Annotated in this window: 15 protein-coding genes; 9 read left to right on the top strand and 6 right to left on the bottom strand. The window is 68.4% G+C overall.

All coding sequences use genetic code 11. From position 1 onward, the window contains the following. The first annotated feature begins 244 nt into the window (after positions 1 to 244). From ACVOK1_RS05625 to ACVOK1_RS05600, 6 genes are read left to right on the top strand one after another with little or no spacing between them, the layout of a single operon-like run. The gene (locus ACVOK1_RS05625) at positions 245 to 3,073 is read left to right on the top strand and encodes a monovalent cation/H+ antiporter subunit A (protein WP_481561382.1); all 2,829 of its coding nucleotides are present in this window, start codon (positions 245 to 247) and stop codon (positions 3,071 to 3,073) included. Continuing rightward, positions 3,073 to 3,450 carry a Na+/H+ antiporter subunit C gene (locus ACVOK1_RS05620; protein ID WP_200752369.1) on the top strand — a complete coding sequence of 126 codons (378 nt, stop codon included), beginning with the start codon at positions 3,073 to 3,075 and terminating at the stop codon, positions 3,448 to 3,450. Before ACVOK1_RS05625 ends, ACVOK1_RS05620 begins: the two co-directional genes overlap by 1 nt. Next, positions 3,447 to 4,982, top strand: coding sequence for a monovalent cation/H+ antiporter subunit D (locus tag ACVOK1_RS05615; protein ID WP_200752368.1), 1,536 nt, complete (start codon positions 3,447 to 3,449; stop codon positions 4,980 to 4,982). The genes ACVOK1_RS05620 and ACVOK1_RS05615 overlap by 4 nt, the downstream gene beginning before the upstream one ends. Further along, positions 4,979 to 5,485 carry a Na+/H+ antiporter subunit E gene (locus tag ACVOK1_RS05610; RefSeq protein WP_200732477.1) on the top strand — a complete coding sequence of 169 codons (507 nt, stop codon included), beginning with the start codon at positions 4,979 to 4,981 and terminating at the stop codon, positions 5,483 to 5,485. Before ACVOK1_RS05615 ends, ACVOK1_RS05610 begins: the two co-directional genes overlap by 4 nt. Then, entirely contained in the window at positions 5,482 to 5,766 is a 285-nt protein-coding gene (locus ACVOK1_RS05605; protein ID WP_079223917.1) for a K+/H+ antiporter subunit F, read from the top strand. The genes ACVOK1_RS05610 and ACVOK1_RS05605 overlap by 4 nt, the downstream gene beginning before the upstream one ends. Beyond that, positions 5,763 to 6,149 (top strand): Na+/H+ antiporter subunit G, encoded by a 387-nt coding sequence (locus tag ACVOK1_RS05600; protein ID WP_108770258.1) that lies wholly within the window; start codon positions 5,763 to 5,765, stop codon positions 6,147 to 6,149. Before ACVOK1_RS05605 ends, ACVOK1_RS05600 begins: the two co-directional genes overlap by 4 nt. A 54-nt stretch (positions 6,150 to 6,203) precedes the next feature. On the opposite strand, the gene ACVOK1_RS05595 is transcribed toward ACVOK1_RS05600, so the two are convergent. Continuing rightward, complete coding sequence (locus ACVOK1_RS05595) at positions 6,204 to 7,157, bottom strand: sodium:calcium antiporter (RefSeq protein ID WP_481561381.1); 954 nt, start codon at positions 7,155 to 7,157, stop codon at positions 6,204 to 6,206. Between the two features lie 74 nt (positions 7,158 to 7,231). Further along, the gene (locus tag ACVOK1_RS05590) at positions 7,232 to 7,870 is read right to left on the bottom strand and encodes a hypothetical protein (RefSeq protein ID WP_481561380.1); all 639 of its coding nucleotides are present in this window, start codon (positions 7,868 to 7,870) and stop codon (positions 7,232 to 7,234) included. A gap of 123 nt (positions 7,871 to 7,993) precedes the next feature. On the opposite strand from ACVOK1_RS05590, the gene ACVOK1_RS05585 reads away from it, so the two are divergent. Then, complete coding sequence (locus ACVOK1_RS05585) at positions 7,994 to 8,560, top strand: hypothetical protein (RefSeq protein ID WP_481561379.1); 567 nt, start codon at positions 7,994 to 7,996, stop codon at positions 8,558 to 8,560. A gap of 90 nt (positions 8,561 to 8,650) precedes the next feature. Here ACVOK1_RS05585 and hmgA read toward each other — a convergent pair whose 3' ends face one another. Both hmgA and hppD read right to left on the bottom strand, forming a co-directional pair. Next, the gene (gene hmgA, locus ACVOK1_RS05580; RefSeq protein ID WP_313144542.1) at positions 8,651 to 9,949 is read right to left on the bottom strand and encodes a homogentisate 1,2-dioxygenase; all 1,299 of its coding nucleotides are present in this window, start codon (positions 9,947 to 9,949) and stop codon (positions 8,651 to 8,653) included. A 101-nt stretch (positions 9,950 to 10,050) separates the two neighbouring features. Further along, positions 10,051 to 11,163, bottom strand: a complete 1,113-nt coding sequence (hppD, locus tag ACVOK1_RS05575; protein ID WP_174208704.1) for a 4-hydroxyphenylpyruvate dioxygenase — start codon at positions 11,161 to 11,163, stop codon at positions 10,051 to 10,053. Between the two features lie 129 nt (positions 11,164 to 11,292). Between hppD and ACVOK1_RS05570 the strand changes: the two genes are divergently transcribed. Both ACVOK1_RS05570 and ACVOK1_RS05565 read left to right on the top strand, forming a co-directional pair. After that, entirely contained in the window at positions 11,293 to 11,787 is a 495-nt protein-coding gene (locus ACVOK1_RS05570) for a MarR family winged helix-turn-helix transcriptional regulator (RefSeq protein ID WP_079223924.1), read from the top strand. Positions 11,788 to 12,235: 448 nt separating this feature from the next. After that, positions 12,236 to 12,475: a hypothetical protein gene (locus ACVOK1_RS05565; RefSeq protein WP_481561378.1), complete on the top strand. Its 240-nt coding sequence runs from the start codon at positions 12,236 to 12,238 to the stop codon at positions 12,473 to 12,475. Positions 12,476 to 12,562: 87 nt separating this feature from the next. Here ACVOK1_RS05565 and ACVOK1_RS05560 read toward each other — a convergent pair whose 3' ends face one another. After that, on the bottom strand, positions 12,563 to 13,690 hold the full coding sequence (locus ACVOK1_RS05560; RefSeq protein ID WP_481561377.1) for a hypothetical protein: 1,128 nt from the start codon (positions 13,688 to 13,690) through the stop codon (positions 12,563 to 12,565). 146 nt (positions 13,691 to 13,836) lie between these two features. Next, positions 13,837 to 14,448: a thioredoxin family protein gene (locus ACVOK1_RS05555; RefSeq protein ID WP_481561376.1), complete on the bottom strand. Its 612-nt coding sequence runs from the start codon at positions 14,446 to 14,448 to the stop codon at positions 13,837 to 13,839. Positions 14,449 to 14,462: the final 14 nt, after the last annotated feature.

Below are 14,462 nucleotides of genomic sequence, written 5' to 3'. Positions count from 1 at the left end.
GCGCGTCGGCCGTGAACGCCCCAGCCGTTGCCACGCGGGGGCGCAGGCCGCCATTCGCGGGCGTAGGGAGCCGATCCGACAAAGCCGGCGACCACACGCCGCAAGGCCCTGGAATGGGCATGCCGCACCGCAAAAAAGATGAATAGCGCACGTTACATGCCGTTTGTGGCCGTTACATGGGTTTCGGCGACATTTGGCTGACTGTTAGACTCAATGACCTGCTCGTGAATCATGGATTCCCTGCATGCTCCCCAGCCTGCCCCTGCTGCTGGCCCTGCCGTTCCTGATGGCAGTGGCTGTTGCGGCCTTCCCCCGTAGTTCCCGCTCGACAGCCGCCTGGCTGGCGGCGCTGGCGCCGTTGGGTGGATTGGCCATCCTCGGCTGGCTGACCCCGGCCATCATGGATGGGCAGGTGGTCCGCAGCGTGATGCCTTGGCTGCCGCAGACAGGGCTGGACTTCGCCCTGCGCCTGGATGGCCTGGCCTGGATGTTCGCCGGCATGGTGCTGGGCATCGGCGCGCTGGTGGTGCTGTACGCGCGCTACTACCTCAGCAGCCAGGACAACGCGCACCGCTTCTACTGCTACCTGCTGCTGTTCATGGGCGCCATGCTGGGCATGGTGATCTCCGGCAACCTGCTGCTGCTGATGGTGTTCTGGGAAATGACCAGCATCAGCTCGTTCCTGCTGATCGGCTTCTGGTCGCACCGCAAGGATGCCCGCGAGGGCGCGCGGATGGCGCTGGTGATTACCGGCGGTGGTGGCCTGGCCCTGCTCGGTGGCGTGCTGCTGATCGGCCGCATCGTCGGCAGCTTCGACCTGGACGTGGTGCTGGCCGCCGGCGACCAGATCCGCGCCAGCGCGCTCTACCCCTATGCCCTGTTCCTGGTGCTGGCCGGCATCTTCACCAAGAGCGCGCAGTTCCCGTTCCACTTCTGGCTGCCGCACGCGATGGCCGCGCCCACCCCGGTGTCGGCCTACCTGCATTCGGCCACCATGGTGAAGGCCGGCGTGTTCCTGCTGGCGCGCCTGCACCCGGCGCTGGCCGGCACCGACCTGTTCTTCTATACGGTCAGCGGCATCGGCGCGCTGACCCTGCTGATCGGCGCCTGGAACGCGATCTTCCAGCACGACCTGAAGGGCCTGCTGGCCTATTCGACCATTTCCCACCTGGGCCTGATCACCCTGCTGTTCGGCCTGTCCACGCCGATGGCGGTGGTCGCCGGCGTGTTCCACATCCTCAACCACGCCACGTTCAAGGCCTCGCTGTTCATGGCCGCCGGCATCATCGACCACGAGACCGGCACCCGTGATATGCGCAAGCTGGGTGGCCTGCGCAGGCTGATGCCCTTCACCAGCGCGCTGGCGATCATCGCCTCGCTGGCGATGGCCGGCATCCCGCTGCTCAACGGCTTCCTGTCCAAGGAAATGCTGTTTGCCGAGGCGCTGACCGCCGGCGGCCCGGGCACCATGCGCACGGCGGTGTCGATCGCCGCGCTGCTGGCCGGCGTGTTCGGCGTGGCCTACAGCCTGCGCTTCGTGCACGACACCTTCTTCGGCCCCGGCCCGCACGACCTGGACCGCGTGCCGCACGAGCCGCCGCGCTGGATGAAGGTGCCGGTGGAGATCCTGGTGGTGATCTGCGTGGCGGTGGGCATCGCCCCGGCGCTGACCGTGGCCCCGGTGCTGCATGCCGCGGCCGGCTCCATCCTCGGCAACGCCATGCCCGAGTACAGCCTGTCGGTCTGGCACGGCTTCAACCTGCCGCTGGCGATGAGCGCGATCGGCGTGGTCGGCGGCGTGGCCCTGTACTTCGGCCTGCGCAGGCTGATCAACCTGCACGGCGTGCAGAACACCGCCACCGGCCGCAACGTCTTCCACGCCCAGCTGGACACGGTGTCCGCGCTGGCCATGCGCCTGACCAACGGCATCGCCAACGGCAGCCTGCAGCGCATGCTGCTGGGCCTGGTGCTGGTGGCCATCACTGTGGCCGCCGCGCCCTACATCGCCAACCCGGCCTCGCCCAACTGGACCAGGCCGCAGTCGATGCCGCTGCTGGGCTGGGCGCTGTGGCTGGTGATGATGGCCTGCGCTGTGGCCACCCTGCGCGTCTACAAGCAGCGCCTGCTGGCCGTGCTGCTGGTCGGTGGCGTCGGCCTGATGGTCTCGCTGACCTTCGTATTCCTGTCCGCCCCGGACCTGGCCCTGACCCAGCTGCTGGTGGAGATGGTGACCCTGGTGCTGATGCTGCTGGGCATGAACTACCTGCCCGCCCAGTCCGGGCCGGAGCGGCCGCGCTGGCGCAAGCAGCGCGATGCGGTCATCGCGATCATCGCCGGCGCCGGCCTCGGCGCGCTGGCCTACAGCGCGATGACCCTGCCGCCGAACACCATGGCCGGCGAGATGCTCGCCCGCGCCCTGCCCGAGGCCTATGGGCAGAACGTGGTCAACGTGATCCTGGTCGACTTCCGCGGCTTCGATACCTTCGGCGAGATCACCGTGTTCGGCATCGCCGCGCTGGTGGTGCATGCCCTGCTGCGGCGCACGCGCATGGCGCCGGAACAGATCATGCCGGGCCCGCCGATCAAGCTGCCGGTGCCGGCCGATCTGGCCCAGATCATGTTCCCGCTCACCCTGACGGTGTCGATCTTCCTGTTCCTGCGCGGCCACAACGCGCCCGGCGGCGGCTTCATCGCCGGCCTGGTGCTGGCGGTGCCGCTGCTGATCCAGTACGTGATCCAGGGCACCGCGTCGGTCGAATCGCGCTTCGGCTTCGACTACATCCGCTGCATCGGCATGGGCCTGCTGATCGCCCTGCTCAGCGGCAGCGCCTCGATGCTGTTCGGCGTACCGTTCCTGACCAGCGGCCACCTCGACCTGCACCTGCCGCTGATCGGTGAGGTACCGCTGGCCAGCGCGATCGGGTTCGACATCGGCGTATACCTGGTGGTGTTCGGCGGCGCCATGCTGATGCTGTCGATGATGGGCACGGTCAAGCCGTCGCGCACGCGCACCGCGCGCCGCGGCGAGATCGACCTGCAACGCCGTTCGGCCCGCACCGGGGAGATGCACTGATGGAACTGGCCCTGGCCACCGCGATCGGCGTGCTGACCGCCATCGGCGTCTACCTGCTGCTGCGCGCGCGCAGCTTCGATGTGATCCTCGGCATGACCTTCCTGTCCTACGCCACCAACCTGCTGATCTTCGCCGGTGGCCGCGTGGTGCTGGGCAAGGCGCCGGTGCTGAAGGAAGGCGTGGACAGCAACCTGGGCAACTACACCGATCCGCTGCCGCAGGCGCTGGTGCTGACCGCCATCGTCATCGCCTTTGCGATGACCGCGGTGACCATCGTGCTGGCGATGCGCAGCCGCAGCGACAACCACAGCGACCACGTGGATGCGCACGAGCCGGATGAGGACGCACCGCCGCGTCAGGGCGAGGACCAGGCATGAATCATCTGGTGATCCTGCCGATCCTGGTTCCGCTGCTCGGCGCCGCGCTGTCCCTGTTCGTCGAACACCGCCGCTATGGCCCGAAGGTGCAGCGCAGCGTGGCCTGGACCGCGATGGCGGCGCTGGCCGTGGTGGTGGGCCTGCTGTTCGCGCAGACCGCCGGCGGCGACATCAACGTCTACCTGCTGGGTGACTGGCCCTCGCGGCTGGGCATCGCGCTGGTGGCCGACCGCCTGTCGGCGTGGATGCTGCTGACCACGTTGTTGCTGGCCATCCCCTGCCTGATGCATGCGTGCTCGGGCTGGGACCGGCGCGCACCGCACTTCCACGCACTGTTCCAGTTCCAGCTGGTGGGCCTGAACGGTGCGTTCCTGACCGGCGACATCTTCAACCTGTTCGTGTTCTTCGAGGTGATGCTGATCGCCTCCTACGGCCTGCTGCTGAGCGGCGGCCGTGGCCTGCGCATGCGCATCGGCCTGCACTACGTGGTGTTCAACGTCACCGCCTCGACCCTGTTCCTGATCGCGCTGGGACTGCTGTATGCCTCGCTGGGCTCGCTGAACATGGCCGAGCTGTCGCAGCGCATCGCCGAAGTACCGGCCTCGCAGCTGACGCTGGTGAAGGCGACCATCGGCCTGTTGCTGCTGGTGTTCTGCGCCAAGGCCGCGCTGATGCCGCTGTACCTGTGGCTGCCCGAATCCTACGCGCGTGCGCCGGCGGCGGTGGCGGCGCTGTTCGCGATCATGACCAAGGTCGGCCTGTACGCGGTGCTGCGCGTGCAGATGCTGTGGTTCGGCGAGGACGCAGGCGCGCTGGCCGGCTACGGCCGCGACTGGCTGCTGTGGGCCGGCGTGGCCACCCTGGTGCTGGGCGGCCTCGGCGCGCTGGCCGCGGCCCGCCTGCGTGTGCTGATCTCCTATCTGGTCGTCGTCTCGGCGGCGACGCTGTTCATCGCCTTCGCGGTGGGCACGCCGAAGGTGCTGTCGGCCGGCCTCTACTACCTGCCGCACAGCAGCTTCGTGGCGGCGGCCCTGTTCCTCATCGCCGACCTGATCCGCCGCCGCCGTGGCGGTGCCAGCGACCGCAAGGAAGTGGTGGCACCGATGCCGGGCAAGGAAACGCCGGCCGTGCTGTTCCTGATCGGCGCGGTGTCGGTGGCCGGCCTGCCGCCGCTGTCCGGCTTCCTGGCCAAGGCCGCGCTGCTGGCCGGCATGCCGGCGCAGTACACCGGCGCGGTGTGGACGGCGGTGCTGGTCAGCAGCCTGCTGGTCATCATGGGCCTGACCCGCGGCGGCATCCGCCTGTTCTGGCGCGTGCCGACGCCCGACCCGGACGCGCCGCCGCCGCGCAAGGCACCGCTGCGCCGCATCGAGCTGTATGCCGCGTGCCTGCTGCTGGCCTACGGCGTCGGCATGGCCGTGGCCGCCGCGCCGCTGATGCGCCACACCGACGCCATCGCCGCCCAGCTGCTGCAGCCGGGTGACTACGTGCAGCAGTTGCGCGCGACCACGCCGGAGATCCGCCAGCCATGACCGCCAAGCGTTCCTTCCGCCGCCGCGTGTTCCCCTCGCCCGCCCTGAGCATGATGGTGGTGGCGTTCTGGCTGCTGATGTCCGACAGCTTCACCCTCGGCCAGATCGTGCTGGGCCTGGTGCTGGGCGTGGTGGTGCCGCTGTTCGCCGCGCGCCTGGACCGCGAGTTCGCCCGCATCGGCACGCTGCGGCCGGTGCCCAAGCTGCTGGTCGTCACCCTGTGGGACATCCTGATGTCCAACATCCGCGTGGCGATCCAGGTGCTCGGCCCGGAGCGCAACATCCACCCCGGTTTCATCTGGCTGCCGCTGGATATCGCCAACATCCACGGCATCGCCGCGCTGACCAGCATGATTACCCTGACCCCGGGCACCGTGTCGGCCGCGCTGAGCGATGACCGCAAGTACCTGCTGGTGCACGTGCTGCACCTGGAAGACCCGCAGGAACTGATCGACACGATCAAGCGACGTTACGAAGCCCCGCTGATGGAGATCTTCCCATGACTGGATTCCAGATCATCCAGACCACCCTGGTGGTGTGCATGCACGTGGTCGGCCTGGCCATGCTGCTGGGCACCTGGCGCCTGCTGCGCGGCCCCACCGTGCCCGACCGCATCCTCGCGCTGGACACGCTGTCGGTGACCGCCATCGCCGAGCTGATGCTGTTCGGCATGTACCTCAACTCGGCGATCTACTTCGAGGCAGCGCTGGTCATTGCCATGCTCGGCTTCGGCAGCACGGTGGTGCTGAGCAAGTTCGTGCTGCGCCGGGACATCGTCGAATGATCACCTTCATCCAGATCGCCCTGTCGGTGCTGCTGCTGTTCGGCTGCTTCTTCATCCTGGTCGGTGCACTGGGGCTGGTGAAGCTGTCGACGTTCTTCAAGCGTCTGCACGCGCCGACCAAGGCCAGCACGCTGGGCGTGGGCTGCGTGCTGGCGTGCTCGGTCTGCTACCACATCTTCCTGGGCCAGGACCCGCAGCCGCGCGAGCTGCTGATCACCGTGTTCCTGTTCATCACCGCGCCGATCAGCGCGCACATGATGGCCAAGGCCGCGCTGTCGCTGCTGATGGAAACCCGCCCCAGCCTGCCGGGCAACGAGCGCGCGAAGGAAGAGCAGCTGCCGCCGCCGGAACCGGCGCGGGAAGAGGAAACCCCCGCAAGCTGACGGTAGGTGCCGACCGTTGGTCGGCACGGCCCGTCATCCACGCATGGCGTGGATCTACAGGACCAGGGCGATCTCCAGGCCCAGCCACGCGACGAATGCGCCGAGCAGGATCCCGCCTTCGCCACGGCTGATCTTCAGGTCACCGCGCAGCATCGGGTACAGCACCAGGGCGAAGGCCAGCAGCGTCGGCAGTTCCAGCCGCACGAACGAGGCCGGCAGCGCCAGCGGCTGCAGCAGGCCCATCGCACCGATCACCAGCAGCAGGTTGACCACGCTGGAGCCCAGCACATGGCCCAGCACCATGTCGCCGTGGCCACGCCGCGCGGCTGCGATGGCCGCGGCCACTTCCGGCAGCGTGGTGCCGATGGCCACCGGCAGCAGGCCCACCAGCAGCGGCGTCCAGCCCAGCGCCGCGCCGAGATCCGCCGCCGCGCCCACCACCAGGCGCGCGCCCCAGTAGAGCGTCAGCGCGGCGATCAGCACGCGCAGCACGTTCAGCGGCAGGCTGGTGCGACTCAGCGCGGATTCGGCGATGACCGCCTGCACATCCGGCGCTTCCAAGCGCCCGCGACGCAGCAGCACGATCTGCACCAGCACGAAGCCCGCCACCAGCACGCCGGCTTCCCAGCGCTGCAGGCGACCATCCAGGCCGAACACGATCAGCAGCAGGCCGGCGGCCAGCAGCGACCACCACAGCACGCCCTGCAGGCGAGCGCGCAGCAGCAGCGGCGCGGCGATGGCAGCCACGGCCAGGGTCAGGCCGAGATTGGCGATGCTGCTGCCGATGGCGTTGCCCAGGGCCAGTTCCGGTTGGCCAAGGGCCAGCGCGCGTGCATTGACCGCCAGTTCCGGCAGCGAGGTGGCGACGCCGAGCAGCAGCAGGCCCGCAGTGAAAGCGCTGGCGCCGAAGCGCTGGGCGAGGCCGGACACGGCCTTGACGATGGAATCCCCGCCCAGCGCCAGCAGCAGCAGGCCAAGCAGGAACCAGGCAATCGAGATGGCGATCATCGAGCACTCCCCAGCGGTCGTGGCGCGATTCTACGCGTGGCCCACCCGCTGCGGGTGGGCCACGGTCGTGGTGGTCAGAGGCAGCCTTCCACGTAATCCACCTGCGGGATCTGGCCGACCCGCCAGCCGTTGACCTTACCGTCGGGTGCCACCTCGAAATCGATGATGCCCGCGCCCTCCTGGGCCGGGCGCACGCGCAGGTGCTGGGCCTTCTCGTCGTACTTGTCTGGACCGACGTCGGCGCGCTCGGGGTACAGCAGCTGCAGCTCACCCAGGGTCATGCCGACCTTGCCACCGCCCGGCGCAACGATGCCAGTGCTGAACACCTCGTAGCGCACCAGCTTGCGGCCTTCGATCATCAGGCGCGGCTCATCGGCCCCCTGCGGGTGCAGGTAATAGCATTCTTCGTTGTTGTCATCGTCCGGCAGCGGCTTGCCGGTCGCATCCAGGTTCATGACCTGCAGGGGGGCGCCGAAGCCACTGCGCACCTCGGCGATGGGCGCGCCCAGGCGGGCGCCGCCGAAGCCATCCAGCCGCGCCGGGCTGTCGCTGCGCGGGTCGGCCGGCGAGGTGGTGGCCAGGTCGGCATCGGCCGGGGCGGTGGCGGTCGCCGTGTCCTTGGCCGGGGCGGGGGCAGCCTCGGGGCTGTCGGGGCTGCGCGAACAGGCGGCCAGCGACAGCAGCAACAGACCGGCAATCGGGAGGTGTTTCATGGCGCGGATCCTTGGCACGAGATGGCTGCACGCTAGCGCAGCGCGCGTGCAGGCGCTGCATTGTCATCGCCGTTTCATGCCCCGCGTTCAGGCTCGGCGTGCACCGACTTGGCTGTCCCTCCCATGCAACCGCGCAAGACCGACCTCGCCCGAACCGCGCTGCAGGCCCACCGCGCGCCGCTGGACATGCGCCAGCGCCGCCTGCTGATCCTGTGTGATGGCCAGCGCAGCATTGCCGACCTGACCGGCTTGATGGGCCAGGAAGCGCCTGCCATGGTGATCCAGCTGATCCAGGGCGGCTATCTGGAAACCGGCGCGCCCGCAGCGGCGAGTCCATCTGCAGCGCCAGCGCCTGCCGCGCCCCGCCCTGCGGCGGCGGTGGCGGCCGCACCTGCGCCCGCCCCCGTGCCAGCCCCCGCCCCGGCCGCACCGGTCGAGCGCCGCCGCTCGCTGGTGGCCGCACGCATCTACCTGCTGGGCATCCTGGAGATGCAGCGCAACCCGATGGCGGCCGCCCTGTTCCGCGACCTGCAGCAGGCCCGCGCCGAGAACGACGTGGTGAAGGTGCTGCAGGCGGCGCTGCAGGTACTGCCCGGCATGACCTCAGAAGGCTACTGCGAGCGCGTTCGGCAGCGCCTGCTGGAGGCGCTGCCAATGGAGCATTGCGACGCGTTTGCGGCAACGGCGTAGGGTTGCGAAAACACCCACGCATGGCGTGGATCTACAACATCACGCGACCGGATCAACCCGTAGATCCACGCCATGCGTGGATGCGATGAATCAACGGAAATTGTTGCGCAGGCCGTTCCAGCACTGCTGGTAATCGCCCTGGCGGTGGCCGGCAGCCAGCGCCTGCGCGCTCGGGCGGATCACTGCGCGGGTCTCGAACATGAAGGCCATCGTGTCCTTGATGACATCGGCCTTGGACAGGTCGGCATTGGATGCCTTGTCGAAGGTCGGCGCATCCGGGCCATGGCCGCTCATGCAGTTGTGCAGCGACGCGCCACCGGGCACGAAGCCCTCGGCCTTGGCGTCGTAGGCACCGTGCACCAGGCCCATGAACTCGCTGGCGATGTTGCGGTGGAACCACGGCGGGCGGAACGTGTTCTGCGCCACCAGCCAGCGCGGCGGGAAGATGGCGAAATCCATGTTGCTGGTGCCGGGCGTGTCGCTGGGCGAATGCAGCACCAGGAAGATCGACGGGTCCGGATGGTCGTAGCTGATCGAGCCGATCGTGTTGAAGCGGCGCAGGTCGTAGCGGTACGGCGCGTAGTTGCCGTGCCAGGCCACCACGTCCAGCGGCGAATGGTCGATGGGCGCGCGCCACAGGCGGCCCTCGAACTTGGCGATCAGTTCGAAATCACCGTCCACATCCTCGAATGCGGCGTGCGGGGTTTCGAAGTCGCGCGGGTTGGCCAGGCCGTTGGCACCGATCGGGCCCAGGTCCGGCAGCTTCAGCAGCGCGCCGTAGTTTTCGCAGATGTAGCCGCGGCTGGGGCCGTCGGGCAGCTCGACGCGGAAGCGCACGCCGCGCGGAATGACCGCGATCTGCTGCGGTTCGATCTCGATCACGCCCAGTTCGGTCAGCAGGCGCAGCGCGCCCAGCTGCGGCACGATCAGCAGTTCGCCGTCGGCGTTGTAGAAGTAGCGGCCGACCATGTCCCGGTTGGCGGCGTACAGATGGATGCCGACGCCGGCATGAGCATCGGGCGCGCCGTTGCCGCCCATCGTGTACAGGCCTTCGACGAAATCGGTCGGCAGTTCCGGCAGCGGCAGCGGGCTCCAGCGCAGCTGGTTCGGCGAGGCCGGCTGCGCGCCGAAATCACACTGCAGCTGCGACTGCGCGAACGGGGTGAATTCGCCGTGGGTCACCGCCGGGCGGATGCGGTACAGCCAGCTGCGGCGGTTGCTGCCGCGCGGCGCGGTGAACGCGGTGCCGGACAGCTGCTCGGCGTACAGGCCGTGGGCCACCTTCTGCGGTGAGTTCTGCCCGACCGGCAGCGCGCCGGCGACGGCCTCGGTGGCGAATTCGTTGCCGAAACCGGACTGGTAGCCGCGGGCGGTGAGGGCGGTGGACATGGTGGCTCCTGGAACGCGATGCCGGAACGGAAAGCAGCCGAGCATGGCTCGGCTATACTAGTGAGCAGCCGCCGGGCGTGGCCCGGCGCTGCCGATGAACGTTACAGCACGCCGCGGCGGATCTGGTCGCGCTCGATGCTTTCGAACAGCGCGGTGAAGTTGCCTTCGCCGAAGCCTTCGTTGCCCTTGCGCTGGATGATCTCGAAGAAGATCGGGCCGATGCAGTTCTGGGTGAAGATCTGCAGCAGCTTGCGCTGGTGGGTTTCCGGATCGGCGTCGATCAGGATCTTGTTCTTCGCCAGGCGCGCCACGTCTTCACCGTGGTTCGGCACGCGCTGGTCGATCACATCGAAGTAGGTTTCCGGCGTGTCGAGGAAATCCACGCCCTGCGCGCGCATGGCTTCGACGGTCTCGTAGATGTTGTCGGTGAAGCAGGCGATGTGCTGGATGCCCTCGCCCTTGTACGCGTCCAGGTACTCGTTGATCTGGCTCTTCGGGTCGGACGATTCGTTCAGCGGGATGCGCACGATGCCGTCCGGCGCGGTCATCGCCTTGGACACCAGGCCGGTCTTCAGGCCCTTGATGTCGAAGTAGCGGATCTCGCGGAAGTTGAACAGGCGCTCGTAGTAATCCGACCACTGCTGCATGTTGCCGAAGTACAGGTTGTGGGTCAGGTGGTCGATGAAGGTCAGGCCGAAGCCGAACGGACGCAGGTCGGCGCCGTCGATCACCTCGTAGTCGCCATCGAAGACGCTGCCGGCGCTGCCGTAGCGGTCCACCAGGTACAGCATGCAATCGCCGATGCCCTTGATGACCGGGGCGTTGACCGCCTTGCTGTCCGGCTTGAAGGCGATGGCTTCGGCGCCGTTGCCCAGGGCGGTCTGGTAGACCTCCTGGCCCGGCTTCTTGAAGCGGATGGCGAAGCCGCAGGCGCACGGACCATGCTTTTCGGCGAAGTCGGCGGCGAAGGAATCCGGGTCTTCGTTGACGAGGAAGTTGACGTCGCCCTGGCGATAGACGGTAATCGGACGCTGCTTGTGCTTGAGCACCGCGCTGAAGCCCATCTTGCGGAAGTACTCGTGCAGCTCCTGGCCGCGGCCGGCCGGGGCGGCAAATTCGACGAACTCGAAGCCGTCGATGCCCATCGGGTTTTCGAAGGTGGTGACCTGCATGCCGGGGTTCGGGTGCGAGGCGGTCGGGACTGCGGTATTCATGGCGTGGCTCCGAATCGGTACCGCATCGGTACAAACCAGGTGCGGGCTAGGGTGGACCCGGCGAGAATGCAGGGTCCGGACATACCACTTATAGTTACACTTGAAACCACCAGCAAGGTGCACCGCAGCATGAGCCCAGCCGACCCCGCCTCCACCCGCGTGCGTGCCTCGCACGTCCTGCTCGACCTGGAACAGTTCCTGCCGTATCGGCTGAGCGTGCTGTCCAACCGCGTGAGCGGCAACATCGCCAAACTCTATGGCGACCGTTACGGCCTGGCCATTCCCGAGTGGCGGGTGATCACCATCCTGGCGCTGTACCCGGGGTCGTCGGCCAGTGAGGTCTCCGACCGAACGGCGATGGACAAGGTGGCGGTCAGCCGGGCGGTGGCGCGCCTGCTGGAGCGCGGTTTCATCAAGCGTGAGACGCACGGCGACGACCGCCGGCGCTCGGTGCTGGCGCTGTCGGCGGCGGGTTTCGAGGTGTACGAGACGATCGCGCCGCTGGTGATCGAGATCACCCGCAAGCTGATGTCGGTGCTGAGCGAGGAAGAAGAGCAGGTGCTGGAGAAGCTGATCCTGCGGCTGGCCGGTGACGGCCTGGAGCGGATGGGCGAAGGCGTCTGAGGGGAAGGTTTCCGGGGCCCTGCCCCGGCCCCCGGTAGTGCCGGCCGCTGGCCGGCAACTTCAACGGCAACCGCTGGCTTTCCGCTGGATGGCGGGTGGCCTGTAGATCCACGCCATGCGTGGATGACGTTGGCTGCCATCCCCGACGTGTCGCCGGCAACCCTGCGCGCGTGCGTCGGGCCATCTTTGATGACATTGGGTGCACGCGGCTTGGCATTCGCCGACGAACGGCACTCATCCCGGACGCGTCACGGCCTGTCGGCTTTGCCGCCTGATGTTTCGGGATCGGCCCGGTAGCGTCGTCTTGGACAGGTCGGGCCTATCCAACGGCTTCAATCGAGTGATTTTGCCTATTGGACGACCGGCCCCACCGGGGCGAGGTTGGGCGCGCAGCGGAGCACCGCTGCCGGGGTTGAAAGCCCGTTGACCCAGGCTCAGGAATCCCACCATGTCCCGATCCGCCCGCCGCAAGGTTCCGCCGCCCGCCCCTGTCTCCATCGATCATGAGGCCGACCTGCAGCGCATCGATGAGGCGCTGGCGACGGTGGAATCCATCGCCGACGTCTGGTTCGAGCACCATCGCCTGAAGCCCTGCCCGCCCGGGTTCCTGCTGTCGCTGAACCGGCTGCGCGATTTCACCAGCTTCGCCAAGGCCTATGCGACCGCGTTGCGGGTGGTGCGGGAGTAGATCCACGCCATGCGTGGATGGCTGCGATGCCTTTACCCGCAATGGGGTCAGAGCCCTTTCCTGCGGAAAGGGATCCGACCCCGCGGCTCAGCTCAGGTGCTTGCGCCGCGCATGGATCCACGGCACGGCCAGCGCGGCGATGGCACCGCCGGCGAAGCCCAGCGAGGCCGCGACCGTGGCCGCTTCGATCGCACCCGGCAGCGCCAGCGCGGCGGCCACCAGCAGCAGTGACGGCAGGCCGACAAAGGTGCCGAGGAAGAAGGTCCAGCGCGGCGACCAGGTGTTGAGCTGCAGCAGGCTGACCGGCTGCCAGGTTTCGGCCGCGGCGTCTTCGGCGATCTTCGCCACGACCTTGCCGAGGTCCACTTCCGGCACCAGCTTGCCCGGGCGGGCGGCGGCAATGGCTTCGGCCACCGCTTCCACCGGCGGGAAGCTGGCCGGCCAGGCGGCAGGCGCGGCCACGCCATAGGCGGTCAGCAGCGGCACGCTCAGCCACGGCGCCACCAGCGGGCGCACTTTGCGACGACCGTACACGCACCAGATCTGCGCCTGGCCGTGCGCGGTCACGCTGTACAGGGCGAGCTCGCCCGGCGGCGGGTAGCCCAGCATGGTCACCCGTGCGGCCAGGCTGTCCTGGTCCATCGCGCGCAGGAAGCCGGGGCGGCTGCGCCCTTCCTGCATGAACGCGAGACCCAGCGCACCGACCAGCCAGGCTTCGGCCACGTCCTTGCTGCCGGCCGTGGCTCGCTCATCCGCAGCCAGGTACCAGGCCAGCGATTTGGGTTCGGCCACGTCCTCCAGGCCCCAGCGGCTGTCATCACCCAGCACGTGGCGCACCGGCAGGCGGGCCGGCGCGGTCTCGCCACGCTCGCCGGTCTGCAGGAAGGGCAGCACGCCCTGCACGAAGCTGGAAAGGTCGATCGCGCGCAGGCCATTGCCCTGCCACTCCGGCGGCAGCAGGCCAGCCAGCTGGCCTTCGGCGGCGAGACGGTCCAGACGGGCCTTCTGTTCAACCAGCTTCTGCACCGCGCCCTTCAGCACGACGTTGTCCGGCAGGGCGATCTGCGGCAGGCGGTGGCGCGGCGGCGCCAGCTCCACACCGTCCTCGCCGGTGCCTGCATCATCCAGCAGGGCATCCTGCGGCGGCAGGCTCACCCCCTCGGGGGCGGCGTCGCTGGCCGCGTCGGGCTGGCGTTGGGCGTGGTCGCTGTGCATGGGCGCTCCGGTAGGGGCAGCCGACGATCCTGTCGACTGACGTCCTTGCCGTTAGCGGCCGTGGGGTGGGTTTCTGTAGTCGTCGAGCGACCCGGGCAGTCGAGCGGCGCGGCAGTCGAGCATGGCTCGACTCTACAAACGGCGGGTCAGCGCTGCGGCGCCCACTTCTTCAGGAAGGCCATGAACCTGCTGCGGTTGTAGCCCTTGCCTTCGCTCTTGGCTTTTTCCAGCTCGCCGGTGAACTGCGACTGCAGCAGGGTGCCATCCGAATCGAGCACGAACAGGTGCGGGTAACCCTTCACCTGCGGGTACTGCGAAAGGAACGCCGCGTTCTCGTTCTCTTCGCTGTAGTTGACCTTCATCCACACGTAGTTGGCATCACGGAAGCGGCGGATCTCAGCATCGCCTTCCACGAACTGGTCCATCAGGTGGCACCAGGGGCACCACTCGCCGCCCACGTCCAGGATGATGTGCTTGTTGCCGCGCTGGGCTTCGACCTTGGCCGTTTCCAGATCGGCGGCCGGGTCGCGCGCCGGGTCGAAACTGGCATTGAGGCCGGCGATGGCGGCGATGTCGGCCGCGGCCGGGGTGTTGCCCGAGGCCACCGGCGCGCTGGGGTCAGCGGCCGGTGGCTCGGTGGGACGGGTATCGAGCGGTTGCGTCGGTTCGGCAGGCGCCGGCGGCGGTTGCTGGGAACAGGCGCTGATCAGCGCCGCACACACCACTGCCACCACTGCACTGCCAAACGTTGTACGCATGCCTACTACCCTCT

The sequence above is a fragment of the Stenotrophomonas sp. STEN087 genome, from assembly GCF_056759115.1.
Note: the sequence above shows the minus strand (reverse complement) of the source record. Positions and strands in the feature narration are given on the sequence as shown.

Excerpts from the sequence above, each read along its gene's own strand:
- ACVOK1_RS05555 (WP_481561376.1), bottom strand. The coding sequence starts at position 14,448 with ATGCGTACAACGTTTGGCAGTGCAGTGGTGGCAGTGGTGTGTGCGGCG.
- ACVOK1_RS05560 (WP_481561377.1), bottom strand. The coding sequence starts at position 13,690 with ATGCACAGCGACCACGCCCAACGCCAGCCCGACGCGGCCAGCGACGCC.
- ACVOK1_RS05615 (WP_200752368.1), top strand. The coding sequence starts at position 3,447 with ATGAATCATCTGGTGATCCTGCCGATCCTGGTTCCGCTGCTCGGCGCC.
- ACVOK1_RS05625 (WP_481561382.1), top strand. The coding sequence starts at position 245 with ATGCTCCCCAGCCTGCCCCTGCTGCTGGCCCTGCCGTTCCTGATGGCA.
- hppD (WP_174208704.1), bottom strand. The coding sequence starts at position 11,163 with ATGAATACCGCAGTCCCGACCGCCTCGCACCCGAACCCCGGCATGCAG.
- hmgA (WP_313144542.1), bottom strand. The coding sequence starts at position 9,949 with ATGTCCACCGCCCTCACCGCCCGCGGCTACCAGTCCGGTTTCGGCAAC.
- ACVOK1_RS05605 (WP_079223917.1), top strand. The coding sequence starts at position 5,482 with ATGACTGGATTCCAGATCATCCAGACCACCCTGGTGGTGTGCATGCAC.
- ACVOK1_RS05595 (WP_481561381.1), bottom strand. The coding sequence starts at position 7,157 with ATGATCGCCATCTCGATTGCCTGGTTCCTGCTTGGCCTGCTGCTGCTG.
- ACVOK1_RS05585 (WP_481561379.1), top strand. The coding sequence starts at position 7,994 with ATGCAACCGCGCAAGACCGACCTCGCCCGAACCGCGCTGCAGGCCCAC.
- ACVOK1_RS05590 (WP_481561380.1), bottom strand. The coding sequence starts at position 7,870 with ATGAAACACCTCCCGATTGCCGGTCTGTTGCTGCTGTCGCTGGCCGCC.
- ACVOK1_RS05600 (WP_108770258.1), top strand. The coding sequence starts at position 5,763 with ATGATCACCTTCATCCAGATCGCCCTGTCGGTGCTGCTGCTGTTCGGC.
- ACVOK1_RS05610 (WP_200732477.1), top strand. The coding sequence starts at position 4,979 with ATGACCGCCAAGCGTTCCTTCCGCCGCCGCGTGTTCCCCTCGCCCGCC.
- ACVOK1_RS05565 (WP_481561378.1), top strand. The coding sequence starts at position 12,236 with ATGTCCCGATCCGCCCGCCGCAAGGTTCCGCCGCCCGCCCCTGTCTCC.
- ACVOK1_RS05620 (WP_200752369.1), top strand. The coding sequence starts at position 3,073 with ATGGAACTGGCCCTGGCCACCGCGATCGGCGTGCTGACCGCCATCGGC.
- ACVOK1_RS05570 (WP_079223924.1), top strand. The coding sequence starts at position 11,293 with ATGAGCCCAGCCGACCCCGCCTCCACCCGCGTGCGTGCCTCGCACGTC.